9 protein-coding genes are annotated in these 11,313 nt (G+C 53.9%); 4 read left to right on the top strand and 5 right to left on the bottom strand.

All coding sequences use genetic code 11. The annotated features are described in order from the left end of the window. Positions 1 to 28 precede the first annotated feature (28 nt). The 3 genes from WKJ03_RS05530 to WKJ03_RS05520 are packed head-to-tail and all read left to right on the top strand — an operon-like array spanning position 29 to position 4,004. Positions 29 to 442, top strand: coding sequence for a hypothetical protein (locus tag WKJ03_RS05530; RefSeq protein WP_337841171.1), 414 nt, complete (start codon positions 29 to 31; stop codon positions 440 to 442). Beyond that, complete coding sequence (locus WKJ03_RS05525; RefSeq protein ID WP_337841170.1) at positions 402 to 1,589, top strand: hypothetical protein; 1,188 nt, start codon at positions 402 to 404, stop codon at positions 1,587 to 1,589. The genes WKJ03_RS05530 and WKJ03_RS05525 overlap by 41 nt, the downstream gene beginning before the upstream one ends. A 3-nt stretch (positions 1,590 to 1,592) precedes the next feature. After that, entirely contained in the window at positions 1,593 to 4,004 is a 2,412-nt protein-coding gene (locus WKJ03_RS05520; RefSeq protein ID WP_337841169.1) for an EAL domain-containing protein, read from the top strand. A gap of 36 nt (positions 4,005 to 4,040) precedes the next feature. Here the strand turns inward: WKJ03_RS05520 and WKJ03_RS05515 are convergent, their stop codons facing one another. From WKJ03_RS05515 to WKJ03_RS05500, 4 genes are all read right to left on the bottom strand, one after another. Then, entirely contained in the window at positions 4,041 to 7,106 is a 3,066-nt protein-coding gene (locus WKJ03_RS05515) for a transglycosylase domain-containing protein (RefSeq protein ID WP_337841168.1), read from the bottom strand. An 86-nt stretch (positions 7,107 to 7,192) separates the two neighbouring features. Beyond that, the gene (locus WKJ03_RS05510) at positions 7,193 to 8,011 is read right to left on the bottom strand and encodes a TIGR02285 family protein (protein WP_337841167.1); all 819 of its coding nucleotides are present in this window, start codon (positions 8,009 to 8,011) and stop codon (positions 7,193 to 7,195) included. A 128-nt stretch (positions 8,012 to 8,139) separates the two neighbouring features. After that, entirely contained in the window at positions 8,140 to 8,622 is a 483-nt protein-coding gene (locus tag WKJ03_RS05505) for a peptidylprolyl isomerase (protein ID WP_337841166.1), read from the bottom strand. A 48-nt stretch (positions 8,623 to 8,670) separates the two neighbouring features. After that, positions 8,671 to 9,492 (bottom strand): M90 family metallopeptidase, encoded by an 822-nt coding sequence (locus WKJ03_RS05500; protein ID WP_337841165.1) that lies wholly within the window; start codon positions 9,490 to 9,492, stop codon positions 8,671 to 8,673. 113 nt (positions 9,493 to 9,605) lie between these two features. Here WKJ03_RS05500 and upp point away from each other — a divergent pair, with 113 nt between their 5' ends. Beyond that, positions 9,606 to 10,256, top strand: coding sequence for a uracil phosphoribosyltransferase (gene upp, locus WKJ03_RS05495; RefSeq protein ID WP_337841164.1), 651 nt, complete (start codon positions 9,606 to 9,608; stop codon positions 10,254 to 10,256). On the opposite strand, the gene torT is transcribed toward upp, so the two are convergent. Beyond that, on the bottom strand, positions 10,199 to 11,278 hold the full coding sequence (gene torT, locus WKJ03_RS05490; protein ID WP_337841163.1) for a TMAO reductase system periplasmic protein TorT: 1,080 nt from the start codon (positions 11,276 to 11,278) through the stop codon (positions 10,199 to 10,201). The genes upp and torT overlap by 58 nt on opposite strands. Between the last annotated feature and the right edge of the window lie 35 nt (positions 11,279 to 11,313).

Below are 11,313 nucleotides of genomic sequence, written 5' to 3'. Positions count from 1 at the left end.
TTCTGATTTGCGAAGGGAACGCTGCGACGTGAGCCGCCGACTGGTCACTTGTTTGTTGTTGCTTTATTCAGGCTGCAGTTTGGCGCTGGATGTGATTGTGCATCCCGGCGTCGCAATGACTGAACTGAATGTCATACAGCTGCGCAGTATCTATTCCATGCGCCAGCAGAACTGGCCCGACGGTAAACCGATCCGGGTCTTTGTGTTGCCTGCCAAAACACAGCTGCACCAAGAGTTCAGCAAGCAAAAACTCCAGATGTTCCCTTACCAGCTGGACAGGATCTGGCAAAAAATTACCTATTCAGGTCTGGGGTCGGCGCCCGTTGTGGTGAACTCCACCGCACAAATGCTGGAAATGGTCAGCAGCACCACAGGTGCCATAGGATATGTTGAGGATGCCGATGAAGATTCATCCGTTACTGTGCTGCCTGTTCGCCATTAATCTGGCGTTGCCATGGAGTGGCAAGGTGCAGGCCACTGAGCCCAGCTGGCATGGTTTTGTCTCGCAGGGACTGATGCAGGCCAAAGACACCAATTTTGTCAATCTGGATGACAAGGTATCCGCAGAACTGACTGAAGTGGGCCTGAATGCGGCCTGGACACTGACCGAAGAGCTGCGTCTGGCGGGGCAGGTGGTTTATGTGGACGGCGGCCGTCGTTTTGTTCAGGGCAGTAAACTGGATTATCTGTTTCTGGACTGGACTGTACACAGCAGTTTTGACTGGCGGCTGGATCTGTATTTTGGCCGTTTTAAAAATCAGCACTGGCTCTATTCGGCCACCCGCGACGTGCCCTTTACCCGCAATGCCATTGTGCTGCCTCAGTCGGTCTATTTTGATTCGTTCCGTGATATTGCCATGGGCAGTGACGGCCTGGCGCTCAAAGCCATCCGGATGACGGATAGAGGCGAATGGGAACTGAACTGGAGTTATGGCGCCACCAACCTCAGCAAAGAACAAAGCCAGTTGCTGATCAGTACTCTGGCACAGGGCGATGCCGAACAGGATTATGTCCACCAGATGAGCCTGTACTGGCGACCAGCCAACAGTGGCTGGCAGTGGGGCATTTCGTTGCTCGATTCTGATTTCAGTTATGACAGCGCTGAGCAGGATTATTACTTCGACGGGGGTATTACGGTGCAGCGGGTGATGGCGAACTTTCGGTATGCCGCTGAGTTTTGGGAACTGTCCGGCGAATGGCTGCAGGAGCGGATGAGCATTTATGACTTTTTTGCCCCTGGCTTTCGCAGAGGCAGCTTCAGTCAGGGCTGGTATCTGCAGGGGCGTTATCAATGGCTGGACAACAGTTGGTTCAGCCTGACCTATGACAATTTCGATCTGGACAAAGATAACCGCAGTGGCAGCAATTTCCCTGCCAGCACGGGCGGTTTGGTTCCGGCTTATTTTGGGTATCAGAACGATCTTAGCCTCGGCCTCAGTATTGACCTGGACGATAACCTGAGGTTGATGCTGGAGCACCATTGGGTTGAGGGTACTGCACGGCTGGCCTATCCGGTGTTGCCTGATGTTCAGCACAACAGGGAAAAACACTGGGAACTCTGGGCGCTGCAACTGATGTACTGGTTTTGAGTCATGAAATCGGCGTCGTTGTCTTTACCGCTGAAATTTCTGCTTTTAACCAGCACAGTGCTGCTGGTGATGACTTTATTGCATACAGGCTTGAGCCTGTTCAGGATGGATGCCGCCTTTGAGCGGCAGCAGCAATTACGACGTAATTACGCTGAGCAGCAGTTTATGCAGCAGAACCAGATAGCAGAACAACAGATCCGCTTATGGCTGGAAAGTTTTGTTGATTTAATTCAACTGAATCAGCACAAGGATTTCAGCAGCTTCAGCCGCCAACTGGCGGCACAAAGTGCCACTATGCAGCTGCATCTGAATATTGATCAGCTCTGGCTGCATGACGCCAGTCAGCGCATGTTATTTGCCAGCCAGCCCACTCCAGGTTTGTTTGACCCGGCCCTGGTACAACAGGTGCTGCGCCAGCAGAGCCCTGCCAGCGCGTACTTGTGCAAGGACTATTGCGTACGCCAGCTCAGCGTGCCAGTGCTCAATGCCAATGCAGATATTGCGGTGATCAGTGTGACCACTACCCTGGTGGATATGTTGTCGGCGCTGCATCAGAGCCTGGCCGCGGATCTGGCGCTGGTCCGCCTGGACGCAGGCCAGGGGGACGTCAGCCATCAGTTGCTGTCCGGTTCCAATCCTCTGCTGGCCAGACAGTTGCTGCAAAAATTACCGGATGAACTGAACACAGTGCTGCTGCATAAAGGCGTGCAGATGGAGCAGGGGGGCCGTTATTACCTGCTGTCTGCTTTTATGCTGCAGCCCAGAGGGATCTATCTGGCGGTGATTGAAGATATCACCGACTTTGTACAGACAGACCAGCAGTACCGCAGCCAGCTCTGGTGGTCCAGCGTGGCCTTATTGGTGGCTATGTTGCTGCTGGTGTATCTGATGATGCGGCGGATCAGCCTGCGACTGAGCAGTCTGACCCGGGCCTTGCCCCTGTTGTCACAAAAGCAGTACCAGAAATTCCGTCTGGACAGCCAGAGCCGTGACGGTCTCTTGACTGACGAGGTGGACTATTTACGCGAAGCCGCGGTGGAATTGTCGGTGGAGCTGGAACAACTGAACCAACGGCTGGAACTGCACACCCAGGAACTGGAAAAAGTCGCGATGTATGACTTACTGACAGGCCTGCCTAACCGGAATATGTTGCAATCCCAGTTGGGGTTGTTATTGAAGCAGGCTAAGCCTCAAGGCTTTATCAGTCTGCTTTTTGTTGATTTAGACGATTTCAAACGCATCAACGACAGTCTGGGCCATGCGCTGGGCGATGACCTGCTGAAACAGGTGGCTGAACGGCTGAAGTCTGTGCAGGCTGAACAATTGCTGTTGTGTCGCTTTGGCGGGGATGAGTTTGTGTTGGTGCAAAGCCAGTGCAAAGAGGCAGATTTACCCTTTCAGCTCGCCAGTACCCTGCTGCAATTGCTGGCGCCACCTTTTAATCTGGATGGCCGCGATTTTTTGATGACTGCCAGTATTGGTATTGGATTGTGTGACGATGCTGAATCGGCGGCCGATGATTTGATCCGTCAGGCTGATATTGCGATGTATGCAGCCAAGCAGAATGGTGGTAACGGCGCTCAGGCCTATAACCTGGATATGTACCAGCGGGTACGGCAACGCGTCGGGTTGGAGCAGGATTTAACTCTGGCTTTGAGCCAGCAACAATTCAGTCTGAGTTTTCAGCCACAAATGGAAGTGGGCACTGGCCGGCTGGTCGGCTTTGAAGCCTTGATCCGCTGGAAGCATCCGGAGCGGGGCCATGTACCGCCGGACCAGTTTATTCCTATTCTGGAACAGAACCGCCAAATCATTCCGCTGGGCTACTGGATTATTGAACGCTGCCTGCAGCTGAGTCTGAGCCTGCAATACGCCGGCTGGCGTGACTTACGGATAGCGATCAACCTCTCGGCGGAGCAGTTCAGCGATCCGGAGTTGTTCAGCCGTCTGACCGCGTTGTTGCAGCAGTATGAAGTGGACGGGCGTTTTATTGAGCTGGAACTGACCGAACGTACCTTAGTCCAGGACATCGACAGCATGCTTAAACGCATGCAGCAAATTAAGACCTTGGGTGTGTACCTGGCCATTGATGACTTTGGCACCGGCTATTCATCGCTGAACTACCTGAAGCAAATGCCCATGGACAGCATTAAAATTGATAAAAGCTTTTTGTCCGGCATGCTGGAAAACAAAGCGGATGGCCAGATCATTACCTCTATTATTGCGATGATGCATCAGCTAGAACTGCAGGTGGTCGCTGAAGGGGTGGAGACCCCTCAGCAGCTGGAGTTTTTACGCCGGCATGGCTGCGATATGGCGCAGGGCTACCTGATAGCACGGCCTGTGCCACAAGCGGAACTTTTAGGTTATATCGAACAGCATTTCAGCGGCGGTGTCTGGCATCCGGCTTCCTGAACAGAACAGCCAGCCTGAGGCTGGCTGCATGTCGTACTATTGACATAACTCCGGCTGTTGCAGATAAGGCGTCAGCAGCGGGGCCATACCCTTGAGCACCTGCAACGGCAGGGCAGAGGTAAAACTGAAGTTTTCCGCGCTTTTGCCCGGCACAAAAGCGGTCAGGGTACCGAAGTAGTTTTCTCCCAAATAAAACACAAAGGTGGCGGTGCGGCTGACTTTGGTGGCGGCCACGGTTTTACCGCGAATAACCTGTGTCGCCACTTTGTTATCGCCTGTACCGGTTTTTCCACCTATGGCCATAGCACTTTGGTCGCCATTCAGAAATGCCCCCTGCAGACGACGGGCTGAACCGTCGGCCACCACCATTGAAAGGGCGTGTTTCAGTGCCTGTGCTACTTCGGCTTTCATCACCCGCTCTGGGGCAGCCGGCTGGTAACGCAGCTGGGTTTCATAAGGCGTGCCAGCGGCAAAATGCAGTGCGTCGACACGTACAGTCGGCAGGCGCAGGCCACCATTCTGGATAATACCAATCAGCTCTGCCAAAGCGGCAGGGCGGTCGCCCGAACTGCCCAGCGCAGTGCCAAGGGACGGCACCAGGAAATCAAAGGGGTAACCCAGTTTTTTCCAGCGCTGGTGAATATCGAGGAAGGCTTCAACCTCCAGCATAATACGCACGCGGGTGTCGCGGGCCGATTTATTCGAGGTTTTAAATAACCAGCGGTACACCTGCTGGCGTTGTTCTTTGGAATTGTCGACTGCATCCTGGAAGCTGGCTTCCGGGTTCTTCTGCAAGTAGCTTAACAGCCAGAGTTCCAGCGGGTGGACCCGGGCTATATAACCCTGATCCGGCAGGCTGAATTTACCCGGGCCGTATTTGTTGTACAGCTCATCAATGTCTTTGACGGTCAGGTTTTCCTCTGGCAGACGCTGCTGCAAAAAGGCACTGAATACAGCAAAGTCAGACTCGGGCAATAAATAACGGTGCACTGCAGCCAGCCGGTCCGGCGTTTGTTTTAAGCCTTCAAAAAACATATCCAGGCGCTCGGCTTCAGTTTTTTTCTGGTACTTGCGCCAGAAGCGTGACAGGAAGGTGGTGCCTTCTTTATCGACAAACTTACGCAGGTACTCTTCCCGGCGCGGATCGTTGTCGTTTTTCAGCAGCTGCGAGCTGCTGCCGGCCGTCTGGTAACTGCTGCTGTACGCCACAATGTCACGCATCAGCCGGACAAAGGGCAGGTTCAGCGATTCCTGCAGCGACTGCAACACAGTCGCGACTTTGGCGTCGTCCTTTTTCTGGAAGTTCCCAAACACTTGCGAACCGCCACCGGTAAAAAAGCGCTCATGCGGCGAAGCGGAATAGGTACGCTGTAACGCGGCATCCAACATTTTGCTTAAATCGCGGTCTGTAGTGTGCGCCATGTACTGAGCTGCCCAGCGGGTTAACTGGTCATTGGGCGCAATTTCCAGATTCAGCAGGTTTTCCGGTAATTCTTCGGCAAAGGCGTCATGCAGCTCAGCAATAATTTCCAGATAAGTGGTCAGTACCCGCAATTTGGCGGTTGACCCGAGTTCCAGCTTACTTTGTTCATTTAAATCAAAGGGCTGGTCTGTATTGTCGGTTTGCACCCGCACCCTGTTTCCACTGGGGGTGCGCTCAAACAAGGTAAAGCTGTAAGTGACCTGCCCTGTACTGTCCGCTGATAAGAGGCGCTCGCCCAACAGACCGACTTTTTCAGCAAAAGCAGGGGAGGCCAGGTTGTTCAGGTACTGGCTGACTTTCTGTTGCAGCTCATTGTGCAGGGCGACCTTGGCCGTCAGATCCAACCGGTCCAGATCATAAAGCTGTTGGTTCAACAGATTGCCAAGCCGGCCGCGGGCCACATTAATGCCTTTCAGCTCCTGCGCACTTAACTTCAATACCGGGGCTTTGCCGCCTTTAAACACCAGACGCTGCGCCAGCGCTGCATCGGCAATGGCTTTGTCGACCACCCGGGCATTGGCCAGCACCCGCAGGTGGCTGTCGGTCAGTTGCTCCAGATCGTCGTGGCCCTGCAGCAAATAATAGGAGGGGCGACGCTGGGCTATCATCAGCGCCAGCACCTGACGCAGCGCCAGTCCTTTGAGTTTCAGGTTTTGTTCGGTCAGTGGAGCCCGCATCACTTGATTAAAGCGGCCAAAGTCGGTGCCAAACCAGGCCCAGAGTGCATCCCCTACACCGTGCACTTCGCCAAAAGCCGGCGCCGAAGACAGAGGGACAGAGTTCAGATAATCCAGCACAATTTCATGCCGGCTGAGCGACGTATCGGCGCCATAGCGGTAAGCCCGCACTGAACCTGACACCATTTGCAGGAATTTATCAGTAAAGTTACGGGTCAGCCCCTGAGGTGAATGCCGGTATTTTTCAATCTGTGTGGCTAAGGTACTGCCACCAGCGGACTGACCTTCCAGGTTCAGCACTTTGCCGACCTGAGACACAGCCGCCATCATAAAACGTGGCCAGTCTACGGCCGGGTTGGCTCGGGGCGGCGACGTCAGCAGTTTCCTGTTTTCAATAAACAGCAGGCTGTCGCGCACCAGTGCCGGTACTTCGGCAGGGTGCTGATACACCCGCTGAGGGTGAGCAAACGAAAACAGTTCTTCATTGCGGCAGTCGCCAATCAACAAGCCTGCCTGAGCTTTTTCGCGGTAGGGGGGGAAAAAGCCCAACTGGCTATAGAAGTGCATCTGTGGTGAAAACTGTGCCTGACGTTCAATCTGAAAGTTATTTTGTGTCAGTCTGGGTAAAAATTTTGGTAGTTTGGAATAGCCGAGGCGCTGATCAAAAGGGCCAGCCACAGGGTAAACCACCTGATCGGTTGGACCTTCACGCAGTTGATAGGTCAGGTTTCTGGCGTATTTACTGATTTCAGTCGACTGATAATGGGCTGTATGTAATTCGTAAGCTACCAGCGCAGCAATGGACAGCAGCAGTAATAAAAACAGCCATGGGATCAGGCTCCTACGTTTGCGTACAGGCAACGCAGTGGCTGCAGCTTCTGCTGCTCTGTCTTCACGGTAATTATCAAACTGTATCTGATTCATTTCTGGTGGGGACGACAAATTGGGTTCCATGGCACTGTGCAACTGTCCGTGATTTCGATTCTAACGTGATTACCAGCCTTGTGCAGCTGAATTTTCCAGACTTATCAGTGCTCAATAGCGGCGGTTGGCGCAGACGGGGCCAGCCAGAGTTTCTGTGCCTCTGTAAAGTCGGGGTCCTGTTTGACTTTCTGCAGTACCTGATTGATCAGCCGGACTTTTTGTTGTCCCCACTCGCTGTTGGCGCAGCCTATAGCGCCGGCAACAGGCTGTCGTAATTCTGCAATTGGCAGGTAAACCAGACCTTGGGCCATCTGCGGCGCCGTTTGCTGCAGGTAACGCAGCACCATGGGGTAATCCAGGCTGTAATCCAGTTTGCCAGACTGGATCATCTGCAGCAGCGCTACCATGCTGCCATCACCCGAGCGTATCCATGGGTCTTGCGCATACTGCTCTAACAAAGGCTGCAGACTGCCATAGCGCCGCCCGGCAGCAAGGCCCAGTTTGAAGCTGTTGCTTTTCAGTACGGCGGCCAGCGAGACCGGTGAGCCAAATTGCTGGCGCAAAAAGTCGGCCAGCGCTTTTCGGGTTAAAATACCCTGCGGCGGATAATAATGGGTGGGCTTGGTAAATACAGCCGTCTTGGTTGCTTTGTCCTGATGGATCATGCAAGGGAAACACAGCTGTTGGTCTTCATTCAGCAATTGGTGAATACGGGGTTGCGGGATGATTTGCTGTGGTTGTGCGATATCGGGTAGCTGGCGTCTGACACTGCGGACCAACGCGTCACAGAGTCCCCGTTGTTTCAATGGCCCTTCCGTAATATGGAAAGGCGGCGCCGCATTAATGGCCCAGTTCAGCTGGTCTTTGGCTGCTGCAGAAAACGGCAGGCTGCAACAGATCAGCAGGCAACAGAGTCTGGCCATGGCTTTCCCTTGAGTGTGAACCAGATGAAGTGAATGACTAAGTTAATGGATCATATCGGGACGGGCAATGGGGTTGCGCGCATTAAAAAGCCCGCACAGCGGGCTTTAAACAACAACAGCAGACGAGATTAGTGATGGTGGTGACCGCCAACGCCATGGGCATGGCCGTGTTCGATCTCTTCGGCACTGGCTTCCCGCACATCAAGCACGTCAATGTGGAAAGTCAGGGTTTTACCGGCCAACGGGTGATTGGTGTCCACTTCGGCTTTAAACATACCCACTTTCACTACAGTGACCTGGCGCTGACCTTCGCTGGTATTGACCACAGCGACCATACCTGGTTTCCATTTTTTAGCGCCCATCAGGTGTTTCACCTGCACAGTCTGGATCGCATCGTCGCGACGTTCGCCGTAAGCGTCGGCCGGAGCCAGGGTCACGCTGAAACTGTCGCCGGCTTTTTTTTCGGCCAGTGCATTTTCCAGACCCTGGATCAGGTTCTGGTGGCCGTGCAGGTACAGCACCGGCTCTTGTGTTTTTGAACTTTCTAGCTGACCGTTTTCATCATGAAGGGTGTAGTGAAATTGCACTACGCTGTTCTGGCTGACTTGCATCTGGGCAATCCTCGGCAAAAAAAGAGGCGCTATTATGGCCGATGGACCCTACCAGCTCAATGGATCGAGCGCATAATACTGCCTCAGCAGTTGGTAAAGTTGTGGATGCCGCACCGACAATTCCTTCGGTTGTTCGAAAAATACTTCCGAGAGCACGGCAAAAAATTCGGCCGGATTGGTGGCCGCGTACGGGTCGATAAAGGTCGTTTCGCCGCGGGCCAGTTGTTGTTGCAACTGCTGCAGTTCAGCCGAAAATACATCGGTCCAGCGTTGGTAAGCGCCTACAGTGGCGAGCAGTGGCACCCCTGTGGCTGCGCCTTTTAGCTGGTCCAGCTGATGGGCAAATTCATGGATCACCAGATTATGACCATCATTGGTGACAGCCGCTGATTGCAGGGTGTCGAGCCAGGACAGTACCAACTGACCACTTTGCCAGGATTCACCAAGCCGCACCTGCGGCTCTTCACGCACCACGCCGGCGGCATCCTGTTGCTGGCTTGGCACCACAAAAGCACTGGGGTAAATCAGGATTTGCCGCAGCTTAGGGTAAAAATGTGCTGGTTTGTTCAGCAGCAACAAACAGGCCTGCGCCGCTATGGTGACCCGCATTTCGTCTGTCACCTGCAGACCGTCACAGCCGACAAAGTTCTTTTCGGCTACAAAGACCTGGATCAGTTTTTTCAGCTGCAGCTGTAAATCGGCCGGTAAGGCGCGGAAATAGGGCATACGCTGTTTCAGAATTTGTCGCCAGGCATGAGGAAAAGGTTGCTGCATCAGCCGGTAACGCTGGTAGCGGCGCCAATAAGGCGGAACAAAAATGGCGGCCAGCACCCCAAGGGTTAAACTGGCAAGAACAACAAGTGCAGTCATTACAGGCTCCGTGGTTTTTACTGAAATGGCTGCGGCTGGCGCCGCTTTCAAGACGGCTTGCCGGAAAGCGTGAAAAAGTTCTAGTCTGTAGTGAAACAACCAAAGGATTGCCCATGAATATTTTTCAGTTAAATCAATCGCCTGGTTTGGTGCATCAAATCCTGTTTCAGTTGCGGGACCCACAGATCCAACAAGACAGGTTACGTTTTAAGTTCAATTTGACCCGGCTTGGTTTTTTATTGGCGGCTGAGATTGGTAAGCAACTGCCCACTACGGAACAGCAGGTACAGACAGTGCTGGGGGACACAACTATTCCGCTTCTGCAGCAGCCACCGGTACTGGTCACAGTGTTGCGGGCCGGACTGGCGTTTTATCAGGGCTTTGCGGATGCGTTTGACGGGGCTGACAGTGGTTTTATCGGCGCCTACCGGGTGGAAAGTGACGGTGAAGCACTGCAGATAGCGCTGAATTATCAGGCGCTGCCAAGCCTGGCTGGCCGGGATCTGATCCTGATTGATCCTATGCTGGCGACAGGTCAAAGCCTGCTGAAGGTCTGGCAGAACCTGCAGTCCTATGGGGTGCCACGTTCTGTGCATATCGCCTGTGCCATCGCAGCTCCGGAAGGCGTGGCTCTGCTGCAACAACAGTTTCCCCCTCACTGCCGGTTATGGCTTGGGGCGCTGGACCAGTGCCTGAACGACAAGGCTTACATAGTACCGGGTTTGGGCGATGCCGGTGATTTGTGTTTTGGCTGCAAGCTCTGAACCTGTTCCGTGAGCGCTGGTAACTGTTGCCGGATCATCCATTGCTGTCTGGGCGCAATAATCTGCTGCAAATCCAGCTCTTTGATGGAACTGGCCGTCAGCAGGCGGATTTGTGGGCTGACCTGTTTGGGGTAAGGACGTTGCTCCAGTGCCCGGATCGCCAAATCAACGGCGATACGGGCTTGCAGCACAGGCGAGTCGGTGGCCGCAGCCAGCAGTTGGTTGTTCTCTAACAGCTGGACGACGTCAGGGTTGGTGTAAAACGACACGATACCGGTGTGCTGTTCCGGGTGGTTTTGCAGGTATTCTGCAGCAACCGCCGCTGCTACTGCATTGGCCAGCACATAGTCCGGTTTATGCTGGCGGAACAGCTGACGCACCAGCGTTGCCTGAGAAAATTTGTCGGGGGCACCATAGCCAGCATGGAGCACTGTCCAGGGCAGGCTGCTTTCCCTGAGTTTCAGACCTTGTTCTGCATCCTGTACCCAGGCCGCCTTTGCAGGCCCAGGTAACCAGGCCAGTTGGTGTTGCGGCTGTACCTGCTGGCTAAGTAAATAGTTCAGGCTATGGTCCACCATATCGGCAAAAGACACCGATGAGCGGGCATCTATCCTGTCGCTGCTGATGCCATTGATCAGATCAATCAGCACCAGGCCCTGTTGTTTGGCCTGCAGCAATAAATCATTCAGACCATGGCTGGAAATGGCGCCAATAATCAGCGCATCAGCCTGTTGTGCAAGGCAGTTTTGCAGCTGCTGGCGCTGTCGGTCCAGGTGCTCATAACCACCAGCTTCGTAGATCCCTAACAATACGCCTTGCCGCTCAGCTTCCTGTTGCAGCCCCCAGGAGACCCCCCACCAGTAATGATCCTTGCCATGAGGTAACAGAGCACAGAGCCGCCAGGGGTGATTTGCCATGGCCTGGGGCTGATAACTCTGTGGCTGGCCGTCGGCAACTACAGGTGCCGGAAACCAGTCTGAGGCCCAAAGCAGTGGGCAAAACAGTAATAACAACCAGTACATAGCGTCTCCAGTGCCAGTCACTGTCTCACTATAGA

It is taken from the genome of Rheinheimera sp., from assembly GCF_037442525.1.
Classification (GTDB): domain Bacteria; phylum Pseudomonadota; class Gammaproteobacteria; order Enterobacterales; family Alteromonadaceae; genus Pararheinheimera.
The sequence above is the reverse complement of the archived record's forward strand: the minus strand, read 5'-3'. Positions and strand labels throughout refer to the sequence as shown.

Bases quoted from the DNA above. Each gene is read 5' to 3' on its own strand.
- WKJ03_RS05525 (WP_337841170.1), top strand. From the start codon at position 402: ATGAAGATTCATCCGTTACTGTGCTGCCTGTTCGCCATTAATCTGGCG.
- WKJ03_RS05520 (WP_337841169.1), top strand. From the start codon at position 1,593: ATGAAATCGGCGTCGTTGTCTTTACCGCTGAAATTTCTGCTTTTAACC.
- WKJ03_RS05510 (WP_337841167.1), bottom strand. From the start codon at position 8,011: ATGGCCAGACTCTGTTGCCTGCTGATCTGTTGCAGCCTGCCGTTTTCT.
- WKJ03_RS05505 (WP_337841166.1), bottom strand. From the start codon at position 8,622: ATGCAAGTCAGCCAGAACAGCGTAGTGCAATTTCACTACACCCTTCAT.
- WKJ03_RS05500 (WP_337841165.1), bottom strand. From the start codon at position 9,492: ATGACTGCACTTGTTGTTCTTGCCAGTTTAACCCTTGGGGTGCTGGCC.
- upp (WP_337841164.1), top strand. From the start codon at position 9,606: ATGAATATTTTTCAGTTAAATCAATCGCCTGGTTTGGTGCATCAAATC.
- torT (WP_337841163.1), bottom strand. From the start codon at position 11,278: ATGTACTGGTTGTTATTACTGTTTTGCCCACTGCTTTGGGCCTCAGAC.